Annotated in this window: 24 protein-coding genes; 13 read left to right on the forward strand and 11 right to left on the reverse strand. The window is 61.0% G+C overall.

The window, feature by feature from the left end; all coding sequences use genetic code 11:
- Window positions 1-61: 61 nt before the first annotated feature.
- On the forward strand, window positions 62-1,144 hold the full coding sequence (locus tag R4P64_RS11665; RefSeq protein ID WP_033232660.1) for an ABC transporter substrate-binding protein: 1,083 nt from the start codon (window positions 62-64) through the stop codon (window positions 1,142-1,144).
- A 2-nt stretch (window positions 1,145-1,146) separates the two neighbouring features.
- Here the strand turns inward: R4P64_RS11665 and R4P64_RS11670 are convergent, their stop codons facing one another.
- A complete protein-coding gene (locus R4P64_RS11670; protein WP_141486546.1) occupies window positions 1,147-1,503 on the reverse strand; it encodes a hypothetical protein in 357 nt (118 codons plus the stop codon).
- Between the two features lie 138 nt (window positions 1,504-1,641).
- Window positions 1,642-2,538, reverse strand: coding sequence for a helix-turn-helix transcriptional regulator (locus tag R4P64_RS11675; RefSeq protein ID WP_317820876.1), 897 nt, complete (start codon window positions 2,536-2,538; stop codon window positions 1,642-1,644).
- 205 nt (window positions 2,539-2,743) lie between these two features.
- Here R4P64_RS11675 and R4P64_RS11680 point away from each other — a divergent pair, with 205 nt between their 5' ends.
- The 4 genes from R4P64_RS11680 to R4P64_RS11695 all read left to right on the forward strand — a co-directional run bounded on the left by R4P64_RS11680 (window position 2,744) and on the right by R4P64_RS11695 (window position 6,991).
- Window positions 2,744-3,973 carry an MFS transporter gene (locus tag R4P64_RS11680; protein WP_317820877.1) on the forward strand — a complete coding sequence of 410 codons (1,230 nt, stop codon included), beginning with the start codon at window positions 2,744-2,746 and terminating at the stop codon, window positions 3,971-3,973.
- 46 nt (window positions 3,974-4,019) lie between these two features.
- Window positions 4,020-5,063 (forward strand): NAD(P)-dependent alcohol dehydrogenase, encoded by a 1,044-nt coding sequence (locus R4P64_RS11685; RefSeq protein WP_172935902.1) that lies wholly within the window; start codon window positions 4,020-4,022, stop codon window positions 5,061-5,063.
- Window positions 5,064-5,172: 109 nt separating this feature from the next.
- Window positions 5,173-5,685, forward strand: coding sequence for a cyclophilin-like fold protein (locus R4P64_RS11690; RefSeq protein ID WP_095888204.1), 513 nt, complete (start codon window positions 5,173-5,175; stop codon window positions 5,683-5,685).
- A gap of 205 nt (window positions 5,686-5,890) precedes the next feature.
- Entirely contained in the window at window positions 5,891-6,991 is a 1,101-nt protein-coding gene (locus tag R4P64_RS11695) for a PQQ-dependent sugar dehydrogenase (protein WP_411742665.1), read from the forward strand.
- 334 nt (window positions 6,992-7,325) lie between these two features.
- On the opposite strand, the gene R4P64_RS11700 is transcribed toward R4P64_RS11695, so the two are convergent.
- The 3 genes from R4P64_RS11700 to R4P64_RS11715 all read right to left on the reverse strand — a co-directional run bounded on the left by R4P64_RS11700 (window position 7,326) and on the right by R4P64_RS11715 (window position 8,900).
- Window positions 7,326-7,829, reverse strand: coding sequence for a TspO/MBR family protein (locus tag R4P64_RS11700; RefSeq protein WP_317820881.1), 504 nt, complete (start codon window positions 7,827-7,829; stop codon window positions 7,326-7,328).
- 45 nt (window positions 7,830-7,874) lie between these two features.
- On the reverse strand, window positions 7,875-8,144 hold the full coding sequence (locus tag R4P64_RS11705; RefSeq protein ID WP_095888202.1) for a DUF4235 domain-containing protein: 270 nt from the start codon (window positions 8,142-8,144) through the stop codon (window positions 7,875-7,877).
- A gap of 129 nt (window positions 8,145-8,273) precedes the next feature.
- Window positions 8,274-8,900: a hypothetical protein gene (locus tag R4P64_RS11715; RefSeq protein ID WP_051730361.1), complete on the reverse strand. Its 627-nt coding sequence runs from the start codon at window positions 8,898-8,900 to the stop codon at window positions 8,274-8,276.
- A 273-nt stretch (window positions 8,901-9,173) separates the two neighbouring features.
- Between R4P64_RS11715 and R4P64_RS11720 the strand changes: the two genes are divergently transcribed.
- Together R4P64_RS11720 and R4P64_RS11725 are read left to right on the forward strand one after the other, a co-directional pair.
- The gene (locus tag R4P64_RS11720; protein WP_317820884.1) at window positions 9,174-9,698 is read left to right on the forward strand and encodes a hypothetical protein; all 525 of its coding nucleotides are present in this window, start codon (window positions 9,174-9,176) and stop codon (window positions 9,696-9,698) included.
- A 186-nt stretch (window positions 9,699-9,884) separates the two neighbouring features.
- The gene (locus R4P64_RS11725; RefSeq protein ID WP_045068504.1) at window positions 9,885-10,319 is read left to right on the forward strand and encodes a cupin; all 435 of its coding nucleotides are present in this window, start codon (window positions 9,885-9,887) and stop codon (window positions 10,317-10,319) included.
- On the opposite strand, the gene R4P64_RS11730 is transcribed toward R4P64_RS11725, so the two are convergent.
- A complete protein-coding gene (locus R4P64_RS11730; RefSeq protein WP_317820885.1) occupies window positions 10,308-11,513 on the reverse strand; it encodes a cytochrome P450 in 1,206 nt (401 codons plus the stop codon). The two genes, R4P64_RS11725 and R4P64_RS11730, sit on opposite strands and share 12 nt — an antisense overlap.
- Window positions 11,514-11,648: 135 nt before the next feature.
- Between R4P64_RS11730 and R4P64_RS11735 the strand changes: the two genes are divergently transcribed.
- From R4P64_RS11735 to R4P64_RS11745, 3 genes are all read left to right on the forward strand, one after another.
- Window positions 11,649-12,488 carry an SDR family oxidoreductase gene (locus tag R4P64_RS11735; RefSeq protein ID WP_317820887.1) on the forward strand — a complete coding sequence of 280 codons (840 nt, stop codon included), beginning with the start codon at window positions 11,649-11,651 and terminating at the stop codon, window positions 12,486-12,488.
- The gene (locus R4P64_RS11740; RefSeq protein ID WP_317820889.1) at window positions 12,485-13,213 is read left to right on the forward strand and encodes an acetoacetate decarboxylase family protein; all 729 of its coding nucleotides are present in this window, start codon (window positions 12,485-12,487) and stop codon (window positions 13,211-13,213) included. The genes R4P64_RS11735 and R4P64_RS11740 overlap by 4 nt, the downstream gene beginning before the upstream one ends.
- Before the next feature lie 1,019 nt (window positions 13,214-14,232).
- A complete protein-coding gene (locus tag R4P64_RS11745) occupies window positions 14,233-15,279 on the forward strand; it encodes a transglycosylase family protein (RefSeq protein ID WP_317820891.1) in 1,047 nt (348 codons plus the stop codon).
- Between the two features lie 123 nt (window positions 15,280-15,402).
- On the opposite strand, the gene R4P64_RS11750 is transcribed toward R4P64_RS11745, so the two are convergent.
- Window positions 15,403-16,584: an MFS transporter gene (locus tag R4P64_RS11750; protein ID WP_317820893.1), complete on the reverse strand. Its 1,182-nt coding sequence runs from the start codon at window positions 16,582-16,584 to the stop codon at window positions 15,403-15,405.
- Window positions 16,585-16,727: 143 nt separating this feature from the next.
- Here R4P64_RS11750 and R4P64_RS11755 point away from each other — a divergent pair, with 143 nt between their 5' ends.
- A complete protein-coding gene (locus R4P64_RS11755) occupies window positions 16,728-17,174 on the forward strand; it encodes a MarR family winged helix-turn-helix transcriptional regulator (RefSeq protein WP_317820895.1) in 447 nt (148 codons plus the stop codon).
- On the opposite strand, the gene thrS is transcribed toward R4P64_RS11755, so the two are convergent.
- Entirely contained in the window at window positions 17,171-18,406 is a 1,236-nt protein-coding gene (gene thrS / locus R4P64_RS11760) for a threonine--tRNA ligase (protein ID WP_317820896.1), read from the reverse strand. The genes R4P64_RS11755 and thrS overlap by 4 nt on opposite strands.
- Window positions 18,407-18,737: 331 nt before the next feature.
- Here thrS and R4P64_RS11765 point away from each other — a divergent pair, with 331 nt between their 5' ends.
- The gene (locus R4P64_RS11765; RefSeq protein WP_033232453.1) at window positions 18,738-20,012 is read left to right on the forward strand and encodes a hypothetical protein; all 1,275 of its coding nucleotides are present in this window, start codon (window positions 18,738-18,740) and stop codon (window positions 20,010-20,012) included.
- 2 nt (window positions 20,013-20,014) lie between these two features.
- Window positions 20,015-20,821 carry an Abi-alpha family protein gene (locus R4P64_RS11770; RefSeq protein WP_317820899.1) on the forward strand — a complete coding sequence of 269 codons (807 nt, stop codon included), beginning with the start codon at window positions 20,015-20,017 and terminating at the stop codon, window positions 20,819-20,821.
- Window positions 20,822-20,889: 68 nt separating this feature from the next.
- Here the strand turns inward: R4P64_RS11770 and hsaB are convergent, their stop codons facing one another.
- From hsaB to hsaD, 3 genes are read right to left on the reverse strand one after another with little or no spacing between them, the layout of a single operon-like run.
- Complete coding sequence (hsaB, locus tag R4P64_RS11775; protein ID WP_033232457.1) at window positions 20,890-21,450, reverse strand: 3-hydroxy-9,10-secoandrosta-1,3,5(10)-triene-9,17-dione monooxygenase reductase subunit; 561 nt, start codon at window positions 21,448-21,450, stop codon at window positions 20,890-20,892.
- On the reverse strand, window positions 21,447-22,349 hold the full coding sequence (gene hsaC / locus R4P64_RS11780; RefSeq protein WP_045068484.1) for an iron-dependent extradiol dioxygenase HsaC: 903 nt from the start codon (window positions 22,347-22,349) through the stop codon (window positions 21,447-21,449). Before hsaC ends, hsaB begins: the two co-directional genes overlap by 4 nt.
- A complete protein-coding gene (gene hsaD / locus R4P64_RS11785) occupies window positions 22,349-23,227 on the reverse strand; it encodes a 4,5:9,10-diseco-3-hydroxy-5,9,17-trioxoandrosta-1(10),2-diene-4-oate hydrolase (RefSeq protein ID WP_317820902.1) in 879 nt (292 codons plus the stop codon). Before hsaD ends, hsaC begins: the two co-directional genes overlap by 1 nt.
- Between the last annotated feature and the right edge of the window lie 6 nt (window positions 23,228-23,233).

The raw sequence follows: 23,233 nt of genomic DNA on the forward strand, positions 1-23,233 counted from the left end.
TCAACAAATATTGTCCGCCAAGCAAACTCGACGAAATCGACTGCCCCTAGTGTTCCGGTTCATGACGCCTTTCAAGCCCGTCCGCCAGGTGGACCGCCGAGCTTTCTTCCGTTACTCCGCACTGACCGGCATCGCTGTGGCAGGCAGCGCGTCATTGCTCGCCTGCAGTAGTGATTCCACAGCCTCGAGCGGTGGCACCTCCGACGACGGATCCGAATTCGGAACTGTTGCAGTGCAATTGTCCTGGATCAAGAACATCGAATTTGCCGGTGAATACTTCGCCCTCGACAAGGGCTACTACAAGGACGCCGGATTCGGGAACGTCGAACTTGTTGCGGGCGGCGCCGCCGGCACCGGTGTCGAAGCCGGATTGGACACCGGCAAGGTGTGGATCGGCATGTCAGCTCCGCAGCTCACCGCTCCCGCTGTTCTCGACGGACTCGAGGCGAAGATCGTCGGCGCAACCTTCCAGAAGAATCCGTTTGCGATAGTCAGTTCCGCTGCAGCACCGATCAATTCGCCGCAGGATATGATCGGCAAGAAGATCGGTGTCCAGGATTCCAATCAGCTGGTCTTCGGCGCTCTCCTGGCCGCGAACGGGCTCACCGAAAGTCAGATGACCATAGTGCCCGCTCAATTCGACCCCAGCCCACTGGCAAACGGCGAGGTAGACGGTTGGGTCTCCTACGTCACCAACGAGCCGATCACCCTGGCGGCAAAAGGTTTTCCCAACGCCCACTTCCTGTTCGCGGACTACAATCTGCCACTCGTAGCCGAATCGTTCACCGTCCTGCAATCGACCATCGACAACGAGCGAGACAAGCTCAAAGCCTTCCTGAAGGCCGAAATTCAGGGCTGGCGCGACGCTGTCGCCGATCCCGCAGAATCCGCCCGCCTCGCAGTCGAGGTGTACGGCAAGGACCAGAACCTCGAACTCGAGGAACAGACCAAGGAAGCGACCGCACAGAACGATCTTGTGGTCTCGGCCGACACCAAGGCAAACGGATTATTCACGATGACCCCGGCATTGATCGAACAGAACATCGCGGCATTGGCCAAAGCCGGACTGGAGATCTCAGCAGATCAACTGTTCGACCTGTCGATCCTCGAGGAGGTGTACGCCGAGAACCCGGATCTCATCTGACGCTACTGACCGAAGGTGAACCGCAAGTTCGCGTTGATCAGTGTGTTGATCCGTTTGCGCAAGCGGACAACCTCGGACTCTGTCGGGACCCGATCCTCCACGAACAACGTCCAACACAGTGTCGTACTGTTGCCGACCGCCTCGATGTCGAAACGGATTATCGCATCGGGGCGGTCGGGCCAGATCGAAGACCAGACCACCAACTCCGGTTCAACCGCCTCGATAATCCTCGGCTCAATCTCGTTGTCCCGCAAATCGAGCCAGTGCCGAACGGGCTCCCGATGCGGATCGATCAGAGCTTCGAACAAGAACCGCGCGGGCGGCGGCTGACTCCGGCGTCGACTCGCAACTTTGTGCATCACGCAATCCTACTGACGCCCGGAGCCGACGTGAGGCGTGTCAATCAGGGATCAGCGCGAACCGAGGTCGCCGGCTCTGTCCCAGACTTGACCGACTATCGGTGTGCGATCCGGTATGTAGCAAAGTGCATCCCGGAGTCAGTGGCCGGTGGATTCCTTTGCCGGCGAAGCGGGAACCGGAGCACCGTATTCGCTGGCAGCCCATGAGGCGAGCAGTCGCAGCGCTTGTTCGGATCCGGAGCCCGGCTCTGCGGAGTAGATGGTCAGTGTCAGGCCGGGTTCGGCCGCCATCTTGAGGCCCTCGTACGCCAGGGTGAGTTCACCGACAACTGGGTGGTGGAAGGTCTTTGACCCGGTGCCGTGGTGTCGGACATTGTGTGCACTCCACCGACGACGAAAGTCTTCACAACGGGTGCTGAGCTCGCCGATAAGGTCGTGAAGTTCCTTGTTGTGTGGGTCGCGGGCGGCTTCGGTGCGCAAGATGGCAACCGTCACCTCGGCAAAGAGGTCCCAGTCGGGGTAGAAGTCTCGTGCCCGCTCGTCGAGGAAGGTGTACCGGGCGATGTTCGGCGGCTGGCCCGGCATGTCGTAGACGTCCCCGTAGAACGCTCGGGCAAGCATGTTGCCGGCAAGGATGTCCATGCGTCCGTTGCGGACAAATGCCGGGCCGGCGGTGATCGCGTCGAGGGCCCACTGCAGACTCTGGTGCGGCAGCCACGTCTTCGAATTGCGGCGCCGCGGGGGCCTGGCCACGGGACTTGCTGCATGGGCGAGATCGAACAAATGCGCCCGCTCGGCATCATCAAGGCACAGTGCCTTGGCGAGACTGTCGAGCACCTCGGGTGAGGCGCCGCTGATTGCGCCGCGTTCTATCCGTGTGTAGTACTCGATGCTCACACCGGCCAGGGTCGCGACCTCACTGCGGCGAAGCCCCTCGACCCGCCGGTTGGTTCCCGCTGGGAGTCCGACCTGTTCCGGAGTGACCAGGGCGCGACGTGAGGTCAGGAATTCCCGGACTTCCGCTCGATTGTCCATACGTCGACGCTAGTCGAGGTCCCGGTGTCGAGGGAGTCCCTTGTAGTACCCCCACCAACCGGGACTCCCTGCTATGCGCAATGAGTGGTGTGCTGGTGATCGAGAGACGAAGGTCTCGCCTGCGACTTTCAGCGGCCGTCCACAAGGAAGAAACGAACCCACCTTGAATTCAGACACCGAGTCGATCGAAACCGTAAGCGTACTAATGCAATCCACTTCCAACGACGGTATCGTCGAGCCAACCACATCGATGCCGGCCAGACTCGTGGACTCGTCGTATCCACACGGCCGCCTACCGTTGCATGCACTGCTCGTCATGGCGCTCATGGGGTTCATCCTCATCACCACCGAAACGATGCCCGCCGGGCTCCTGCCGCAAATCGCGGGCGGCCTCAACATCGCCGAAGGGACCGCGGGACAGCTGGTCAGCGCCTACGCTCTGGGTACCGTGGTACTCACCATCCCGGCCATAGCATTCACCCGCGGCATGCGACGCAAACCTGTGTTCCTCGTCGGCATCCTGGGATTCCTGATCGCCAACACCATCGCCGTGTTCTCCCCGGATATCGCGGCGACGTTGACGGCGAGGTTCGCAGCCGGTGCTTTCTCCGGTCTGGTGTGGGGAATGCTCGCAGGATATGCACGCCGCATCACCGCCCCGGAACTTGCCGGGCGAGCCCTCACCATTGCCTCGATCGGCACACCCCTCGGCTTGGCCATAGGAACGCCTTTCGGATCGTGGCTCGGCACAACATTCGACTGGCGCTGGTCTTTCGGAGTCATCTCCGTATTGACTATTGTCACCGCCGTCCTCGCCCTGACGATCGTTCCCGACGCCCCAGGGCAACCTGCGGAATCACGCGTCCCCCTCGTGCGGGTGTTTGCCATTCCCGGCGTCACCGTCATACTCGTCGTCATTTTTGCATGGATGCTCGCGCACAACACGCTCTACACCTACATCGCGACCTATCTACGGACCGCGAATGTGCCGATCTCCGTAGACGTGGCTCTGATGGTGTTCGGGGTTTCCGCACTGATCGGCATCGCGATCACCGGCGCCCTCATCGACCGTGTCCCTCGGCCACTGATTTTAGGCAGCCTCTTCCTCTTCCTCACCGCGGGTGTAGTTTTCGTTGCCGGAAGCCACTCGCCCGCTGCGGTGCTCGTCGCCGTTGTTCTCTGGGGAGTCGCCTTCGGCGGCGCGGCGCCACAGCTGCAAACAGCCATCAGCGCAGCAAGCGGCGAGAACGCAGACATCGCCAACTCCATGCTCGGGGTCGCGTTCAATGTCGCCATCTTCGCGGCCGGAGTCCTGGGTGCCGTACTCGTGAGCACCTTCGACGGAATGGCCCTGCCTTTCCTCATGATCGGGCTCACCGCAATTGCCGTCTCCATCGCATTCACTGCCCGCCGCACAGCATTCCCCGCCCGATAGCCCACCGTCACACTCATCCGACTGACCACACACCAGGAAATAGAACATGCACACCGTCACCGCCTACGCCGCCCCGTCTGCAACCGAACCCTTACGCCGCACACACATCGAACGCCGCGACGTCGGCCCGAGTGACGTGCTCATCGAAATCAAGTACGCCGGAATCTGCCACTCGGACATCCACACCGTCCGCGGAGACTGGGGCCCCCAGAACTACCCCCTCGCCCCCGGCCACGAAATCGTCGGCATCGTCACCGAAGTGGGCTGCGCCGTCACCAAGCACGCCGTCGGTGATCGTGTGGGTGTCGGCTGCATGGTCAACTCGTGCCGCGAATGCGTCAACTGCCGTGGCGGCGATGAGCAGTACTGCCGCGAAGGCAACATCGCGACCTACGGCAGCGTGGACCGCGACGGCACGATCACCCAGGGCGGGTACTCCACCCACGTCGTCGTCGACGAAGACTTCGTCCTTCGCGTTCCGGTGAGCATCGACCTCGCAGCGGCCGCCCCACTGCTGTGCGCCGGCATCACCACCTACTCACCACTCGAACATTGGGGCGCCGGCCCCGGCAAGAAAGTTGCCATCGTGGGGATGGGTGGACTCGGCCACATGGCCGTCCAGATCGCACACGCGCTGGGGGCCGATGTCACCGTCCTGTCCCAGACGCTGAGCAAGAAGGACGACGGCTTGCGTCTAGGTGCAGATCACTACTACGCCACCAGTGACCCGGCAACGTTCCTCGATCTCGCAGACACCTTCGATCTGATCGTGAACACCGTCAGCGCACAAATCGATATCAGCTCCTACCTGAAGTTGCTGACGCTCGACGGTTCCCTTGTCAACGTCGGCGCACCGCCGGAACCGCTTCCGGTGAACGTATTTTCGCTGATCCTGGGGCGACGCTCCTTCGCCGGGTCTGCGATCGGCGGCATCCGCGAGACCCAGGAAATGCTCGACTTCTGCGCCGAGCACGGCATCGCTCCCGAAACCGAACTCATCGCCGCCGATCAGATCAACGATGCCTACGAACGCGTCCTTGCCTCCGATGTTCGGTACCGGTTCGTCATCGATACTGCGACCCTCGTCTAGACCCCACGTTTCCGGTGTGGCCGGAGGGCAGAACTTCGGCCACACCTAGGCGATGGTCCCGTTCACTGCGGGCCGAACCTGTGAACTGCAACCGAGAAGAAGGAAAACGATGCGACGAAAGCTCCTCATCACAGGATCAGCGGCAATCGTGTTCGCCGCCGCCGGATGCACGACCCCTGCGGGGCCCGCCTCCTCGACGTCGGCAATTTCCGCCACCTTCCCACCTGGCATCGCTTCTGCTAGCAGTTCTGCCGAAGGAACCGTAGTGCGCTTCACCTCGGGTGAAACTGCAGTCGACGTCACGATCGAATCGGACAATCCCACAACCCGTGATTTCCTCTCGATGCTTCCACTCACATTGTCAGTCGAAGAATTCGCGGGAAGGGAAAAGATCAGCCAACTGCCCCGAAAACTGGAGACAGACCGCTCGCCTGGATCCGACCCCGAGGACGGTGATCTCATCTATTACGCACCGTGGGGGAATATCGGCTTCTACTACGACACCGACGGCATCGGCTACTCGGATCAGACCATTCACCTGGGCACCTACGACGGATCCGTCGAGCAGCTGAGCCGCCTCGAGGGCGGAGACGTCACCGCCGAAGTGGTCCACCAGCAGTAGATACCGAGCCAACAAACTTCTGCCCACGGGCACAGGCTGCCAGATGTGCTGAACCCCGAGAGATACTTCGCCACTATTGATTTCGAAAACGAATCCGAACAACTCTGCCGCACACAACGGCCCCCGCCTCGCGGCGACAACGTGACGGCGACACCCATCCTGACCATCCACACCGACCGCGAATCCGCGGCAAACATGGAGAGCTATGACCCGCACATCATCCCGGTACACATTTATCGCCGCAGGACTCACTGTGGGCGCTCTCCTTGCCTCGTGCACCGCGCAGCCCATACCCTCCGCGACGACCTCTACTTCCTCTCACTCAACGGCGCACCCGTCTCTCGGGACATCCGTGCCCTCCCACGTCACGACAAACCTGCAAGCCCCGTGTTCGGTGGTGTTCCTCGACGGCACACCCCTGGTCAGCGAACGCGACAGCGCACGCATCCTCGAAATCGCAGAAGACGGCACCGCACGCGAAATCGGAACGGTCACAGGCGTCACCGGCAGCGGCGAAGGTGGTCTCCTGGGTATGGCGGTCGACGATCAGAGTCGGCTGTACGCGTACTCCACAGCATCGAGTGGAAACCGCATCCAGCGGTATTCCGTGACTGGAACAGCCGGATCACTCTCGCTCGGCGAACCACAGACCATCATCGATCAGATCCCGGCCGCCGGATGGCACGACGGCGGACGGATCGCGTTCGGCCCCGACGGAATGCTGTACGCCGCAACAGGTGATGCCGGACAGCGCGGCACCGCGCAGGACCCAGCCTCCCTTGCCGGGAAGATTTTACGGATGACCCCCGACGGTGATGTCCCCGAAGACAACCCGTTCCCGGACTCACTCACCTACAGCTACGGGCACCGCAACCCTCAGGGTCTGGCCTGGTCTGACGACGGAACGATGTTCGCCACCGAATTCGGACAAGACACCTGGGACGAACTGAACATCATCACCCCCGGCAGCAACTACGGGTGGCCTACTGTCGAAGGCATCGCCGACACCGACGGTTTCACCGACCCCGTACAGCAGTGGGAGCCCAGCGAGGCCAGCCCCAGTGGCATGGTCAACATTGAAGGGACACTGTTCATCGCCAATCTCCGCGGTCAGGTCCTGCGAGCTGTCCCGAGCGCCCACCCTGCCACTTCGACCGACTATTTCAGCGGCGAGTACGGCCGCATCCGCGATGTCGCCGAGTCCCCGGACGGGGACCTGTGGCTCATCACCAACAACACCGATGGCCGCGGCGAACCGGGTCCCGAGGACGACCGCATCCTCCGTGTGCATCCAAGCATGCGGTAAGAGGCATCGTCAGCCGGCAACCTGACCCCACCCGCAACCGGTTCGAGAATGATTCCGTAGCAACAGATCTGGATTGAAATCTTGAGCATCAGCACTGTCGTACGGCGCAATCGCTTCGTGGTTCATACGACTTGTCGCCGCGAATCAGAAGCATCCCCAACCATCTGCGCCGTCACCGTCCCGATCAACGTAGAAAACGTGTTCCTGGCGCTCTGGTGGCACCGAAGAAGGTGAGACGGGTTTCTGAGACACATTACGATTCCAAAACTGTTGCAGTCGATTTCGCTCCACTCCGGCGTCGACTAGCAACTTTGTGCATCTCGCAATCCTACTTTTAGCGATTGTTTCTCCAGATTGCAGCAGAGAGGACTGTGGCGAACGAGCACCACAGCGGATACGGAACCAGTGCAAGGCCCGCAGAGCGGTCGACGCGCCCAACTCGCATCGCCAGATCAGAACGACTGACAGCTAGGGCTGCCGCGATGACGGGTGCAGCAGCGAGTCGATGTGAGCGAAAGAAGACCCAACTCCAGCCTGCATTGACGGCGAGGTTAGCCAGTAGTGCCAGTGCCAACCTTCGTTCATCGGCACGGTCTCCCTCCTCTTGGAGTCGATCAAGTGCAATGGCGGAACTGACAGCAATATCGGCATACAAGGCGGTCCATACGACCGGAAAAACAACGGCCGGCGGTTGAAATGCCGGCTTGCGCAAGTTCCTGAACCACGATGTTTTTTCGGGGCTACGGCCGGCCGCAGACCCGACGAGAGCCGTGAGGGTGGTAAACGCTCCGGTCCTCGCCAAATTCTTCGGAAGCCGGTTCAGTAGCTGTTCGCTCATCAATCTATCCCTACCGTCGTCGGTGTGGTCGCGGTGAAGCCGAAGTCAGACCGGATTCTCATGTGCGAGTGCGCGGTAGCCTTTTGCACCCATGCGATCCACTGCCGCTTTGACCACTGCAAAAATTGCTCCCTGCAGTGCTGCGGAAATGAGAACCTCCTTGCTTGACCTGGTCAGATCGTGCGGGTCAGGCGCTTCGCCCTCGTGCGCGACACGCTTCCAAACTTGTTGAAACACAGCACCGGCGGCGATTCCGCCGAGAACACTCGTTGCGAGCGAAAGTGGAGTGGCAGCAATTCGCTGAGCGTGCTCCATGGCGGGATGATCGAGCCACTTCCACTGATGACTATGTTCGACAAGCAGATTCAGCTTCGCCTGGGACAGGCAAACGGCAAGAAATGGGTGGACGGCATCATGCCTTCATGATGCCGTCGAAGTTTGCCGTCATGGGGCTGGTGTATCTGCAACGTGCGTATCTGCGAGTCGCTGCGCGCGTCGCACGTCTCGATGACTTCGCAGGGAAAGACGCCCGACAGCGACCGCGCCGAAAAACAGGATCACCGCACCGAGGCCTTCGAAGAACGCCAGCTGTTGCAATGCCTGAAATCCGGGCCGGGTTGCTGTCGGGCTTCCAGGGTCTCCGATGTGCAGCACGGGCGCCAGCACCGGTCCGACGATGAACCATGCGCCGCCGACAACACCGAGCCACGCGCCGAAGCCGGCGACGGCGCGGTTGGCGCTGAACAAGAGCAGGATCCCGCCAACCACGGTCACTGCACCCGGCAACACTTCGAGCCAACCCCGGGCGGAAGTCCAGGTCCACGCCTCATCTGGCGTGAAAGAAAACGAGAAGTACGGACCCACAAACGGTATCAACGCTCCCCAGAGTCCAAGCAGAATCAGGGCCAGGCCACTGACAGCACCACGGGTGCGAGGCACCCACATCCGACCAGGCGTTGTTTCTCGAACCGGCACCGCCGCGCGATCAGAGGCTGCGTAGTCATTTGCCGGGGCTGCATCGCCTGCAGACGATTCATGCCTCTCGTGCCGAGATGCATTCTGACGAAACATGATTCCACTCCTTGTCGTGCGCGAACCAGGGGCCGCTCGATCAAGTCCCGACAAGTCGCGCGCGACTGTAGTATCGACGGATACACACGGCTAGTTGCTCTACCGCGATGACCACTCTCGGAATACCCTGAAGCCACTGTCGGCAAACGAAGAATCAGCAAGCACAATCCCACATATGCCGTGCTCCACGCATAAATCGGCGCCACCGCGTTCAGCTGATCGCGAGCATCTCGCGAAGGAAAACACTGCACACAGCATCAAGGAAGGGCGAACATGTTCGGAAATCGATCTCGATCATCCGAGGAACACATCGCCACGGCCTACCTGGTCACACACCTCTGTGGTGCAATGTTGGGTCTACAGCTCGCGAGATCGCTCGTCGACTCCTACGGATCGTGGGCGGAGGGACGGCTGGATTCGCTGCCGAACGAATTGGAGTACGAAATCGGACAGTTATTGCAACTGATCGAAGACACTCAGGAAATTTCGCTACCTCGCTATCCGGTGATCGATGCGGGATTGAATCGGCTGAGAAAACTGGTTCACATCGATGCACTGTGGCAGTCCCGTCTCGTCAAACTAGCTGCCCTGGAAGTCATGCGAACCGCGCTCTGCGGAAAAAGCGCAATGTGGGAAGTTCTGCGCGATATCCCGGCCGGCGAGACCGAGGACCAGCATCGCGAACTCAATGCACTGGTATCCAAGCAGATTTCCACGGTGACGGATCTGCACCACCGTGCCGCAACTGATGCGTTCAATCGTCCCGACTCGGGAAAACCCAACACCGAGCACGGGTGACACCACGGACATCACCTCGGAGGCAACGTTCCGGACGAGGAACGGGTTGGCCGAAACAGAACTTCACGTACCAACTGCGTTGTCCGCGTATTACTCCTGACTGTTTACAACCACAGTCCCTAATATCCGACAATTCAAGCATTGCCGGGGGACACTCATGAGCACACCCATTCGAGAGGCCTGCTCATGCGTATACGACATCGAGTTCTACTTGCTCTGACTGCAGCTTGCGGTCTTGCGGTGACTCCCACCGTCGCGTCGGCGACACCGAGCACCGGGGTGCACGGCGAAATCCTCGGGCAGGTGACGTTCGGCGACAAGGACTATGTGCTGCGCAAAATCACTGTCGACCCGGGTGGATCCACCGGCTGGCACTTTCACGACGGTGTTCTGTACGCCGCCGTTGCCGGCGGCACCTTGAGCCACTACCGATCCGATTGCTCGGTCGACGGCATCTATCAGACCGGTAACACCCTCATCGAACCGAGCGGATCGGATCACGTTCACATCGGCAACAATTCGCAGACCACTCCCCTGGTTCTCCTTGTCGTTTACGTCAACCCCACGGGCAGTCCCTTGTCCGAGGACGCGGCAGCGCCCAACTGCCAACTACCCGGGTAGCGGATTGGCGAGCGGGAATCGTATCGGCATCGATTCGATGCCGGACACGAAGTTGGCGGCGCGACGCGGTAGTGGTGCGTCCGTCGCCAGTTCCATCCCCGGTAAACGCTGGAAAAGCTGCTCGAACATGATCGTTCCTTCCAGCCTCGCCAGCTGATTACCCAAGCAGAAATGCGTGCCGAACCCGAACGCGACGTGTGGGTTCGGTGTCCGACCGATATCGAACTGCGGCGCATCCACGAACACAGCGTCGTCGAAGTTCGCCGACTCGAAGAGCAGCAGCATCTTCTCTCCCGCTTTCAGACGCGCACCGAAGAAATCCGTGTCGCGGGTAAGTGTGCGGGCCATGTTCTTGATCGGCGACGACCATCGCAGCATCTCTTCCATCGCCAACGGAATCATCTCCGGGTCGGCGGCCAGCGTTCGGTACTGATCGGGGTGGCGCAGTAGTTGTTCCATCCCTCCGCTGAGCACGTGGCGCGTTGTTTCGTCGCCGCCGATCAGAATCAACAACGACTCGTTGACAATTTCCTGGTCCGACAGCGCCTCTCCGTCGATCTCGCTGTGAATCAACGTGCTGATCAAGTCGTCTGCTGGGGCTGACCGACGCTCCCTGATCGTCCGGGTCATGTGCTCGGTGAAATCGACGTACGCCGCCATCATCGCCTGAAGTTGCTCTGGGGAAGCGTTACTACCCAGCGCTTTCACCAAATCGTCCGACCACCGCAGGAACACCGCGCGTTCTTGCGGACGCACACCGAGCATGTCGCCGATGACCGCCATCGGCAACGGCGCGGCAAGATCGGCCACGAAGTCCGCTTCCCCGCTCTCACAGACAGCATCGATCAACTGGTCACAGATCTGTCGAATCCGATCGCGTTTTGCTTCGACCTTCCTTTTGGTGAATCCGGCATTGACGAGGCGTCGACGCGTGAGGTGCTCTGGATCGTCCATGTCGATCATCTGCGGAAGCGGACCGGTTTCGGGTCTGATGCCGCCGGCATTGGAGAACAACGCAGGGTCTCGCTCGGCCGCGATGACGGCGGCGTAGCTTGCAGCGGCGGTGATGCCGTTCGCGCTATCTCGGTACACGGGTTCGTGCTCACGCATCCACGCGTATGCGTCGCGCACATCGCCGAGGTCACCGGAATAGAAGCGCCCGTCGATCAGGTCGAAGTTCGGCCGATTCGCCATCTCGCCGTCCTCTCTCGAGAAACCCTTGCCTCAACAAGTAGAACCTGTTCCTATAGAGCTCGGGGCGTTATTGCCGAAGTTCTTCGACGCACCTCGATCCGTGTACACCGCGCAGACGACAACCGGGAGATGGACATGGGCGACAACACCGCCTTTGCAGGCAGATCGGTACTTGTGACCGGCGGCGGAAGCGGCATCGGATTCGGCATTGCCGGTGCGCTCGCCGGAGCCGGTGCCCACGTCACGATCTGCGGACGAAACAAGGACAAACTCGATGTTGCGGCCAACTCGATTCGTGCCCGCTACGGGTCCGGCTCCGTCACTGCTGTACCCACCGACATAACCGTCGAAGCCGAGGTCATCGCTGCAGTCGCATCCGCGGTCGAGGCAACGGGAACACTCGACGGCGTTGTTGCCTGCGCCGGTGGCAACGAAACCATCGCCCCGGTGACCCAACTCGACGTCGATGCGTGGCGCCGCACGGTAGACCTCAACGTAACCGGCACGATGCTGACGATCAAGCACGGCGCACGTGCCCTCGTCTCCGGAGGCGGTGGTTCCATCGTGGCGATCTCGTCGATCGCGAGCAGCAACACACATCGATGGTTCGGAGCGTACGGAGTGTCGAAATCCGGCGTCGACCATCTCGTACAGTTGGCGGCAGATGAACTGGGTGCCAGCAATATTCGAGTCAATGCGATTCGTCCCGGCCTCACCCGGACCGATCTGGTCGCGCTCATCACCGACGGTGGACCGATTCTCGACGACTACATGGCCAACACTCCCCTCGCACGTGTCGGCGAAGTGGAGGACATCGCAGCACTCGCGACATTCCTCCTCGGACCGGACTCCACGTGGATCACCGGACAGATCATCAACGTCGACGGCGGTCAAATGCTGCGTCGCGGACCGGATTTCCGCTCGATGCTCGAATCCGTGTACGGCGCCGACGGACTCCGCGGGGTGGTCGCATGAGCTATACCATCCTGGGCAAGACCGTCGAGATGCCCGTAGAAGTCCGTACCGCCTCCGCGTTCATGGCGATGTTCTCCGTTCCGAGTGTTACTGCCCAGTCGATCATCAACCACACCGGACTGACCGTTCTGCAATTCCGCCCGGGGCGCGCACTGTGCGGACTGGTATTTGTCGACTACGTGGACGGAGATCTGGGACCGTACAACGAATTCGGCGTGACATACATGGTGCGTAGCCATACCGCTCCACCGGAAATTTCGGTGCTGGGCGACCTTCGCGCGCTCACGTCCGGCACAGCGGGCGCCCTCATCCATGAACTGCCCGTCGACGGCGAGTTCACCAAGGCCGCCGGCCGTGAGATCTGGGGATTCCCGAAGGTGATGGCGGAGTTCGATACCGAGCATGTCGGATCCGTCAAACGCGGTTCGGTATCTCACGACGGCAAACTCATCGCGCAGTTGAGCGTGAAGCCCGGAGTGAGCGTTCCCGGTTCGGGAGCAAACATGTCACTTGCCGCATATTCACATCTCGACGGCATCACCCGCTGTACGTCCTGGGACATGGCTCCCACCGGCGTCAAATCTCGCCCTGGTGGTGCGGAGCTCCAGCTTGGCACCCACCCGATGGCCGCCGAACTACGACGGCTCGGCCTGCCGAAACGAGCTTTGATGACAACCACGATCACCAACCTCTCCATGACATTCGGTGAGGCGACAACCATCTGACGGCGTCTGCCTCATTGCGCGAACGCGTTTGAATGCCCTCCTGCGGTGCCACCTTTGTCGGGGCTCCGCAGGAGGGCTCATCCCCGGGCGCAGACTGCGACCCTCAGGGTGCGACACAGATCCCTCACAAGGGTTGCGCCAATCGATCACTGGGAGCGCAAGGCGTGTCGCAAGTTTTCTATTGTGGAACAGCTTCGGGTGAATCCGTGTGCTCCACTCTGGCATCCGGCGTTTCTCCTCACACGGGTCGAATGACCCATTCGGGTACCTGTTTTCGGGTCATCGCGCGTCACTACCTTCGCAATCAATGCCGAGGGTCCAACCTGTTTGACGTGTAGCTTTGCCGTAGACCTACCCCGCCAAAGCGACGCCGCTCGCACTACGAAAATGATTTCTCACCCGCCCCTGAACTGGCCGAAGACAATAATGCCGCGTGAGAGATCAATAGTTTCTGCGCCGTGAACCAGTGGCAACTCGGTCAGTCCGTTTCCTCAGCCCGCTCGCGCCAGACCCGCTGCTAACTTTCCCAGGACATGATGGTCCACCCAGAATCCTTCTGGCACAGTTGAATACCCGGCAATACCAGCAAGGCCACCCATTCGGCCAACGCGGAGTTCATCGACCAGTTGCCCTGAAAAACGTGGTACCGGTCGGCTTGGTTCGACTTGTCAAAAATTGGCGTAATCCGCGAAACAGGTATGCCACCAGGTAATTGGGCCGTTGTACGCATGTGGGCGAGGCAACAACCTAGGCGTGACTCACAAATCGTGACCATGAAACCGGAAGGAACTATCGGCACGCTCTCTCTTCACTCGAGAGGCGCTCTGTAACAAAGAAATTGGCCTGACCAATTCGGTCAATGCAAATAATTGTCCACGGATAGCGAGAACTGTTGGCGCACTTGTTGTCAACTCATCTTCAATCGCCTTCCAGCATGGGCGATCTCGTACACCACGCTGCTCAGCAGTTGATCACCGCTGCGTGCCGCGAGATTGCCGACACCGATCAAGGAAAAGATCATGGGAAAACACAGGAAACACCACCGTTCTCACGCCACACGATTCATCACACTCGCTGCCGGAGCAGGCGCTCTGACAGCCATCGGCACCTTCGCCAACACGGGCATAGCCAGCGCACACGACTGGTCGCAAGTGGCCATGTGCGAGAGTTCCGGAAACTGGAGCATCAACACGGGCAACGGGTTCTACGGCGGACTGCAGTTCACGCAGTCGACGTGGGATGCCTACAAGCCAGCCGATGCACCGGCCCGTGCTGACATGGCGTCGGTCGCGGATCAAGTCGCAGCAGCGGAGGCAACACTCGACGCTCAGGGCATCGGTGCGTGGCCGGTGTGTGGCACACACCTCGGCTGGGGTGGAGTCACCCCTGGTTCGGACAACGTGATCTCATCGACACCGCCTTCTGCCGAAGAAGCCATCCACGTAGCCCCTCTTCATGCTGGTAACAGCTGCAGTTGGGAGTGGCCGGTAGATGGGGTGCTCTCGCAGGGGTTCCACGCCGGACACGATGGAGCGGACTTCGCGGTCAACGTCGGAACGGTCCTCCATGCCCCGACGTCGGGCACGATCTCGGTTGCCGGACCATATGACCCCGGCGGATACGGAACCTACATCCAGCTCGAAGCCGATACCGGCGAGCAGATCCAGATGGGCCACCTCTCCGAAACGTGGGTCGGTGAAGGCGCTCACGTCGAGGCCGGCGACGAAATCGGTGCCACGGGTAATACCGGCAGCTCGACCGGCCCGCATCTGCATCTGCGCATTCACAGCGGCGGCGCCGTCGATCCCGTCGCCTTCCTGAAGTCGACAGGCGCGTGCGATACCGGGGCTAGCGCCAATCCCGGACCGACATTCGCACCCGCGTTGAATGCTCCGGCACCAGAGCCTGCCACATCGGCAGTCGACGACACGGTGACCGTGTCCGAAGGCGATACGCTGTTCGACCTCGCTTCGGCAAGAGGGAAGAATTGGCAAGAGGTGTGGGCCATGAATGCGTGGATCACCGATCCCGACCAGATCTTCGTGGGCGATCTGATCAAGTTCTGATGCTGGAAGTCAGCTGCTGCGGGCTCATGCCCGACTGAGCGAACGTACCTTTCGCCGCCTTGGATGCGCTGAAAGGTACGTTCGCTCAGGTGAAGTGGTGGTACAGACCCGGACAACCCGGCACTACCCGACCAGTATGCCGTCCCGCTCGGGAGCCTTCTCCGACCTGTCCATCGACGACGCGAGGAGCAGCACCACCAAACCGACCACGGTGACAACGGCTCCCATCCAGATCGGGGAGGTGAAGCCGAGCCCCGCGGCAATGGTGAGACCACCGAGCCACGCGCCCAATGCATTTCCGACATTGAACGCGGCGATATTGGCGCCCGACGCCATAGTCGGTGCCTCCGATGCGTAGTTCATGATCCGCATCTGCAACCCGGGTACCGTCGCAAAACCGAAGGCGCCCATGAAGAACAGTGAGATCACGGTCATGACCTTGCTCTCTGCAGTCGCCGCGAACACGATCAGAACGACGGTCAAGATCGCGAGAATCCAGACCAGCGCCTTCGTCAGCGAACGGTCGGCAGCCTTCCCACCGAGGACGTTGCCGACAAACAGACCGGAACCGAAAAGGATCAGCAACCACGGAACACTGGACGCTGCAAAGCCACTCACCTCGGTGAGAGTGAACGCGATGTACGTGAACGCGCCGAACATTCCGCCGTAGCCGAGAATCGTGATCGCGATCGAGAGCCACACCTGTTTGTTGCGGAAGGCTCCGAGTTCGCCGCGCAGGCCGCCGCCCGCCGTTGGTGCCGGCGTCGTAGGCACCAGAGCCGCGATCCCGATCAGCGCGACAATGCCGATGACGGTGATCGCCCAGAATGTCGAGCGCCATCCGAACTGTTGGCCGAGCATCGTGCCGAACGGAACGCCGAGAACATTGGCAATGGTCAACCCGGAGAACATCATTGCGATGGCACCTGCACGCTTGTCCGGTGCGACCATTCCGGCGGCGACCACCGATCCGATGCCGAAGAACGCGCCGTGGCACAGGGCCGCAACGATGCGCCCACCCATCATCACCTCGTACGAGGGGGCCAGCGCGGACATCAGGTTGCCGATGATGAACAGCACCATCAGCGAGAGTAGGACCTTCTTGCGCTCGAACCGGATGACGGCCGCGGTCACCAGAATTGCACCGATCGCGACGGACAGTGCGTAGCCGGAGATCAGGTAGCCCGCTACGGCTTCGGTGACCTCGAAATCGGCGGAGACCTCGGGCAGCAGGCCCATGATGACAAATTCGGTGAGGCCGATCCCGAACCCGCCCATAGCGAGGGCAATGAGACCCAATGGCATCTCGATGTTCCTTTCACAGATTTACGCGTAAGCCGTTAGCGGGCGTGTGCAGTAGTTGCACGCGCGCTATAAATAGTTGCACGCGCGCGCTACATGCGCAAGCTGGTAACCTGGAGCGGCAGGAATCGGACAAGGAGAATCACATGGGGATCGCCGACGACGCCGTCGAAATCCGTTCGCAAGGGTGGCGCACGCTCGCAGCGCTGCACGGCGCCCTCGACACCGAATTGGAACGCGCTCTCCAGCGTGAGCACAAACTGTCCGTCGTCGAATACACAGTCCTCGACGCGTTGAGCCGCCAAGACGGCTGGCACATGCGCATGGCCCAGCTGGCTCGCGCTGCCGCGCTGAGCAGCAGTGCCACGACGCGATTGGTCAACCGTCTCGAAGATCGTGGACTACTGACCCGAATCCTGTGCGCCGACGACCGTCGAGGCATCTACACCGAGTTGACGCCGTCCGGCCGCGAGCTTCTCGAAAGCGCACGGCCGACGCACGACGCCACCCTCGAAGCCGCACTCGACGAGGCATGCAAGACACCCGAACTCGCGCCGTTGGTGCGGGCGCTCCACGAACTTCCCGTCGGCTAGAACCCTGCCGGAAGCAGGGCACGCTCGTTGATGTCCGCGACCACCTGATCGACAAACACTCCCGCGTCGACGACGGCCCGCTCATCCCGCGCCGGGATCAGAGTGTCGACGGTGCCGCCCCGCACTTCGTTGTCCCCGATCACGGCGACGTACGAATCCCGGTGAGTACGAGCCTCGCGGATGCGGCGTCCCAACGACCCTTCGGACGCAACGGCCACGCGGACATCGCGAGCCTCGAGATCTGCCCGTAGACGCTCGGCCGCATCCTGATGCCGGTCGCCGACGGGCAGGATCGAGACCTGGTTGGGCGCCAGCCACGGCGGCATCCGACCTTCGAACCTTTCGATCAAGAGCGCGGTCATACGTTCCATCGAACCCAGCAGGCCTCGATGGATCATCACCGGACGATCCTTGGTTCCGTCCTCCGCTGTGTACTCGAGCCCGAACCGCTCCGGTTGGTTGAAGTCGAGTTGGACGGTCGAGAGTGTTTCTTCGCGGAAGTTCGCATCTCGCACTTGGACGTCGATCTTGGGCCCGTAGAACGCAGCCTCTCCCTTGGCTTCCACGTAGTCGATCGAGCGCGCATTCAGTGCGCTGCGAAGTTGATCCTCGGCGGTGGCCCACTGTTCGTCGGTGCCGAGGTACTGCCCCGCTGCCCCTCCGCTCACTGCCCCTCTGATCGAAAGCCGATATTCCCGTTCGGCAATCCCGAGAGTCGAGTAGCAGTGCTCGATCGCGTCGATCGCAACGATCACTTCGGCTCGAACTTGGTCACGAGTGCAGAAGACGTGTGCGTCGTCGAGATTGATCTGCCTGACGCGGCTCAGTCCGCTGAGAACACCGGAGAGTTCGCTACGGAACATCGAGCCGAGTTCGCGAAGGCGGAAAGGGAGTTCGCGATAACTACGGCCGCGCGCGGCGAATACCTGTGCGTGATGAGGACAGTTAGCAGGACGAAGAAGAAATGATTCCCCACCTATCTGCATTTCGGGGAACATGTCTTCCGAGAACTTGGACCAATGCCCAGATCTCTCGTACAACTCCTTCTTCGCCATCACCGGGGTGTAGACACCGCGGCATCCGGACCGAGCAGCTTGCTCGGCCGCGAACTTCTCGAGTTCGCTCCTGATGATCGCGCCGTCCGGCAACCAGAGCGGAAGGCCCGCTCCGACGATGGGGGTGGTGGTGAAAAATTCCAGCTCGCGTCCGAGTTCGCGATGGTCAACGCTCATGAGAGCTCTCCAGTTAGTTCAAGGGGAGTCGCGCATCGGAGCGAAGAAACAGAACAACCCCGGGGCGATAACTCCCGGGGCGGAAAGGGTTCGGTCAGCAGGTGCTAAACGATGCGCCGGAAGGAAACCGGCGTCGTCGTGTTGTGCGCAAAGCTGACCATGTACGTCAGGTTACATTAACTTCCGACCCATCGACGGCCCGGATTACCGGGGATCTATGCTGACGCAACTGGGAAGGCGCAGTAGTAGCGAAGGAAACACCCACGAAGAGCGAAGTTTCGGCAATCATGTCCGAACGTGAGGTTCTCGGATATGAGGAGGATGGGCGACGGTGCCGGACCACTTGCTCGAACAGTTGATCACCATTCCTTTGTTCACGGGAATCATCGGGTACATCACCAATTGGTCGGGCGTTCTGATGCTCTTCGCCCCACTCGAATTCCACGGAGTCAGAATTCCGGGCCTCAAGATCCTGTTCCCACTGCTCCCGCGCCGGGTCCAGGTAATCCCGGCGATCACCAGCGACGGCCGCTTCGGTTGGCAAGGAATTGTGCCCTCCCGGGCCGAGAAAATGGCGTCGATCGCAGTGGACAAATCGTTGGCAAAAGTGGGCAGCATCGCCGACTTCTACCGTGAACTCGATCCGGACAGCATCGCCGAACATCTGGTCACCATCTCGCGAAGCGAAGTCCGCGGCGTGGTCACCAGAATCATGACCGCTGAGAATCCTCAGCTCTGGCACAACCTTCCGAACCCGGTGAAAGAAGCCGTTTTCCGGAAGGTCGAGGAAGATCTGCCAGCCAGTGTCCGCACCATCACGGACCGCATCGAAGAGAACATCGACGAATTCATCGACGCCAAACTCATGGTGATCCGGTACCTGTCGTCGCACCCGAAACTACTCAACGACATTTTCCGGACCATGGGAAACAAAGAACTGCGATTCATGCAGAACTTCGGTTTCTACTTCGGGTTTCCGATGGGGTTTGTCCTGGTGGCCGTACTGCACTTCCTGCCGTACTGGTGGATCCTGCCCATCGGCGGCGTCATCATCGGCTACATCGTCAACTACCTCGGAATCACAATGATCTTCGAGCCCATCGCGCCCAGCCGATGGGTGCCGTGGCGGCAAGGTCTTTTCCTCAAACGACGCACCGAGATCATCGAGGGGTACGCAAAAACGCTCGCCGATCACGTCATCACACTCGAGAACATCGGCACAGAACTTCTCGAAGGACCACGCTCGGACCGAACCCGCCGAATGCTCGATCAGGTACTTCGTGAATCCGTCGACGACGCCGTCGGATGGGCACGATCCGTCGTGAAAATGACGGTCGGCTCGCAAAGCTACAAGCGTCTGCCGAGCCTCGCGACAACCGAAGTGCTCGACCTCGTTCCACGAGTATTCGAGGACGCGGCTTTTGCCGAAAGTCAGTCCGAGAAAATCCGGATATTCGTCACGGCGCAAATGAACAAACTGTCACCGGAAGACTTCAGCGAACTGCTGAGATCTGCCGTCAAACAAGATGAATGGTTGTTGTTCGTCCACGGAGCGGTACTCGGCTCGTTGGCCGGTTTCCTGCACCTCGCGATATTCGGAGTATGAGAATGAGTGAGCAGCGCGAAGAACCCACGTATGACTGGGATATCGACACGGCCACCGAAGAATCCGTCGAAAAGCGGTTGATCCGTAGCCTGGTCGGCTTGACCGCCACCACCACACTCACTTCCCTGAAAATAACGGGGTGGGCGTTGGGCACAGCGCGCGAGGCGACGCGGCAGATCGTTGCAGCCGCCGCAGACGCGGCAGCAGAGGCCGCCGAAGCCGCCAACGTTCAACCTTCGACAAAGCGACCGGCAAGTGCCGGGCCCTCCCGATCCGAGAACCTGCGATCGGCCATGCGCGCTCGCCCCACCGGTAAACAGAGCACCGAGGCCATGCTCGCGGCCCTTCGCCAGCGCGGCGACAACCTGCTCGACCGTTCCGCCGACGTCACCGACCGCGACGATCTTCACCCCGCCTACGACCGAATCCTCGACGAGATTGCACCGGACGAAGCACGCATCCTGCGCCTGCTCGCATTGTCGGGCGCGCAACCGAGCGTCGACGTCCGGACAGCCCGGCCCTTCGGCGTCGGGTCGGAAATGATCGACGAAGGCCTGTCGATGATCGGCGATCTCGCCGGGTGCCGGCACCTGGATCGCACGAATGCCTACCTCAACAACCTGCACCGACTCGGGCTGGTGTCATTCTCTCGAGAACCTGTCGAAGCGGATCGATATCAGGTCGTCGAAGTCCAGCCCGCGGTGATCGACGCCGTGCGCCGCGCGGGCCGGTCCAACAAGATAGTGCGTCGTAGCATCCTGCTCACGCCGTTCGGTGAGGACTTCTGCCAGACGTGTTTTTCCTTGTAGGGGCTCCGCCCCTGTGCGCCTTTCCGGCAGTCCCCACTACCAAAAAGGCGCAGAGAGGCCGCAGGCCCCTACAGCCAGGTGTCTTCCGTCGTTGTTGTCAGGAACGCCTCGAGGTCGTCCCGCCAATGCGCGGGGACGGTCTTGTCCGGTTCGATCCCGGTGTACTGCCCGCGATAGAACAGCAGTGGACGCTCGGTCTTGACCTCACTCATCGACGAGACCCGACCGAAGACCACGAAGTGATCGCCGCCGTCATGGACGGTTTCGACGGTGCAGTCGATGTGCGCGAGCGATTTGTCGATGATCGGTGAACCCAACGGCGACGGTGTCCAGTCGATACCGGCGAACTTGTCCGGCTCACGCGAACCGAAGCGCGCGCATACCGACTGTTGTTCCTCCGCCAACACGTTGACGGCAAACTTTCCGGTCTTCTCGATTGCCGCCCACGACCGAGAACCCTTGGTGGGGCAGAACAACACCAGCGGCGGGTCGAGGGAGAGCGCGGCAAACGACTGACACGCAAAACCCACCGGCACGCCGTCGTCGACGGTCGTGATGATGGTGACACCGGTACAGAACTGGCCCAGGACGGTACGGAACTGCCGCGGGTCGAGTGCAGGGGCACTCACGGCTTCAGTCCGACCGTGAAGTCGTGACCCCACAGACTCACTGCCGTACTTTCCCGCGCGATCCAACTCTCGTCTTCGACCTCGCGTCCCTCACAACCGAATTCGATGTCGAAGCCGCCGGGAGTCTTCATGTAGAACGAGAGCATTTCGTCGTTGACGTGGCGCCCGAGGGTCGCCGACATCTTGACCTTCTTGCGCAGCGCACGGTCAAGGCACAGTCCGACGTCGTCTGAGTTCTCCACCTCGAGCATCAGGTGCACGATGCCCGTCGGGTTGGGGAACGGCAGGAACGCCAGGCTGTGATGACGCGGGTTGCAGCCGAGGAACCTCAGCCACGCCGGATCGCCGTCTGCGGGTCGGCCGACCATCTGCGGTGGCAGACGCATCGAGTCTCGCAGTTTGAATCCGAGGACGTCGCGGTAGAAGCGCAACGACGCGTCGTCGTCATCGGTGGTGAGCACGACGTGTCCGAGCCCCTGCTCCCCCGTGACGAACTTGTGTCCATACGGGCTCACGACGCGTCGATGTTCGAGCGCTACACCGTGAAACACCTCGAGCAAGTTCCCCGAGGTGTCCTCGAACGCAATCAGCTCGACCACGCGACGGTCCTTCAACTGCTCCGACGTGCCCTCCTTGAAGGGAACCCCGGCTGCCGACAACCTGTCACGGATATCCTGCAGCTCAGCCGCATTCGCTGTCTCCCACCCGGAGACGAGCAGACGATCCGACTCGTTCGGAACGATGACCAGACGTGCCGGGAAATCGTCCATGCGAAGGTACAGCGAATCGGGGTCGACGCCCTTGCCCTCGCTCATGCCGAGAACCTTGAGCCCGTACTCGCGCCATGCGCCCATATCGGTGGCCCCGATACGCATGTATGCCAGAGATCGAATACCCATCACTTACCTCCGTCGAGCAAGAAGTCGGTTGCGAGCCGGTTGAATTCGTCGAACTTCTCGAGTTGCGCCCAGTGCCCACAACCACCGAAGACATGCAGTTGCGCGCGCGGAATCATCTTGAGCGCCACCAGTGCGCCGTCGAGCGGGTTGACGCGGTCTTCACGGCCCCAGATCAACAGCACCCGTTGGCGCAGTTTGTACGCCTCGCGCCAGAGCATGCCGAGCTCGAAGTCACCGCTGGAGAAGGACTTACCCATCGCCTTGGCCGCAGCCAGGGACTCGGGAGTACTGGCTGCGGCAAAACGTTCGTCGACGAGTTCCGGCGTGATCAGCTTCTGATCGAAGACCATGATCCGCAGGAATGCTTCGAGGTTCTCACGTGTGGGCTGGTAGCTGAACTTCCCGAGGTTCTTGACGCCTTCGGTGGGGTCGGGTGCAAAGAGATTGACACTCAGACCGCCTGGCCCCATGAGGACCAGCCGGCCGGCACGGTCCGGGTAGTCGAGCGCAAAGCGAACAGCAGCGCCACCACCGAGCGAATTGCCCAGAAGATCAACGCGACCGGCGATCTCGAGCGTGTCCAGGAGGTCGTTGAGCGCCGACGCACTGTGCACGAAGTACTGCGGATGCTCGGTCGGCTTGTCCGACTGTCCGTAGCCGGGCTGATCGACCGCGATGACGTGAAAGTTCTTCGCCAACACCGGAATGTTGCGGGCAAAGTTCGACCACGACGACGCTCCCGGACCGCCGCCGTGCAGCAGCACGATGGTGCGATCGTTCCCTACCCCGGCTTCGTGGAAATGCAGTTTCAGGTCGGGGCGCACCTGCGCAAAACGCGACGTGGATTCGTAGGTGAACACTTCTTCGGTGGTTGTCACGGACGT

Source organism: Rhodococcus sp. IEGM 1366 (genome assembly GCF_033142425.1).
In the GTDB taxonomy this organism is placed as follows: Bacteria; Actinomycetota; Actinomycetes; order Mycobacteriales; family Mycobacteriaceae; genus Rhodococcus_F; species Rhodococcus_F globerula.

Excerpts from the sequence above, each read along its gene's own strand:
- R4P64_RS11730 (WP_317820885.1), bottom strand. The coding sequence starts at position 11,513 with ATGGCGAATCGGCCGAACTTCGACCTGATCGACGGGCGCTTCTATTCC.
- R4P64_RS11685 (WP_172935902.1), top strand. The coding sequence starts at position 4,020 with ATGCACACCGTCACCGCCTACGCCGCCCCGTCTGCAACCGAACCCTTA.
- R4P64_RS11705 (WP_095888202.1), bottom strand. The coding sequence starts at position 8,144 with ATGGAGCACGCTCAGCGAATTGCTGCCACTCCACTTTCGCTCGCAACG.
- R4P64_RS11750 (WP_317820893.1), bottom strand. The coding sequence starts at position 16,584 with ATGCCATTGGGTCTCATTGCCCTCGCTATGGGCGGGTTCGGGATCGGC.
- R4P64_RS11675 (WP_317820876.1), bottom strand. The coding sequence starts at position 2,538 with ATGGACAATCGAGCGGAAGTCCGGGAATTCCTGACCTCACGTCGCGCC.
- R4P64_RS11720 (WP_317820884.1), top strand. The coding sequence starts at position 9,174 with ATGTTCGGAAATCGATCTCGATCATCCGAGGAACACATCGCCACGGCC.
- hsaC (WP_045068484.1), bottom strand. The coding sequence starts at position 22,349 with ATGGGTATTCGATCTCTGGCATACATGCGTATCGGGGCCACCGATATG.
- R4P64_RS11690 (WP_095888204.1), top strand. The coding sequence starts at position 5,173 with ATGCGACGAAAGCTCCTCATCACAGGATCAGCGGCAATCGTGTTCGCC.
- R4P64_RS11735 (WP_317820887.1), top strand. The coding sequence starts at position 11,649 with ATGGGCGACAACACCGCCTTTGCAGGCAGATCGGTACTTGTGACCGGC.
- R4P64_RS11725 (WP_045068504.1), top strand. The coding sequence starts at position 9,885 with ATGCGTATACGACATCGAGTTCTACTTGCTCTGACTGCAGCTTGCGGT.
- thrS (WP_317820896.1), bottom strand. The coding sequence starts at position 18,406 with ATGAGCGTTGACCATCGCGAACTCGGACGCGAGCTGGAATTTTTCACC.
- R4P64_RS11665 (WP_033232660.1), top strand. The coding sequence starts at position 62 with ATGACGCCTTTCAAGCCCGTCCGCCAGGTGGACCGCCGAGCTTTCTTC.
- R4P64_RS11740 (WP_317820889.1), top strand. The coding sequence starts at position 12,485 with ATGAGCTATACCATCCTGGGCAAGACCGTCGAGATGCCCGTAGAAGTC.
- R4P64_RS11700 (WP_317820881.1), bottom strand. The coding sequence starts at position 7,829 with ATGAGCGAACAGCTACTGAACCGGCTTCCGAAGAATTTGGCGAGGACC.
- R4P64_RS11770 (WP_317820899.1), top strand. The coding sequence starts at position 20,015 with ATGAGTGAGCAGCGCGAAGAACCCACGTATGACTGGGATATCGACACG.
- R4P64_RS11670 (WP_141486546.1), bottom strand. The coding sequence starts at position 1,503 with ATGCACAAAGTTGCGAGTCGACGCCGGAGTCAGCCGCCGCCCGCGCGG.
- R4P64_RS11680 (WP_317820877.1), top strand. The coding sequence starts at position 2,744 with ATGCAATCCACTTCCAACGACGGTATCGTCGAGCCAACCACATCGATG.
- R4P64_RS11715 (WP_051730361.1), bottom strand. The coding sequence starts at position 8,900 with ATGTTTCGTCAGAATGCATCTCGGCACGAGAGGCATGAATCGTCTGCA.
- R4P64_RS11745 (WP_317820891.1), top strand. The coding sequence starts at position 14,233 with ATGGGAAAACACAGGAAACACCACCGTTCTCACGCCACACGATTCATC.
- R4P64_RS11755 (WP_317820895.1), top strand. The coding sequence starts at position 16,728 with ATGGGGATCGCCGACGACGCCGTCGAAATCCGTTCGCAAGGGTGGCGC.
- R4P64_RS11695 (WP_411742665.1), top strand. The coding sequence starts at position 5,891 with ATGACCCGCACATCATCCCGGTACACATTTATCGCCGCAGGACTCACT.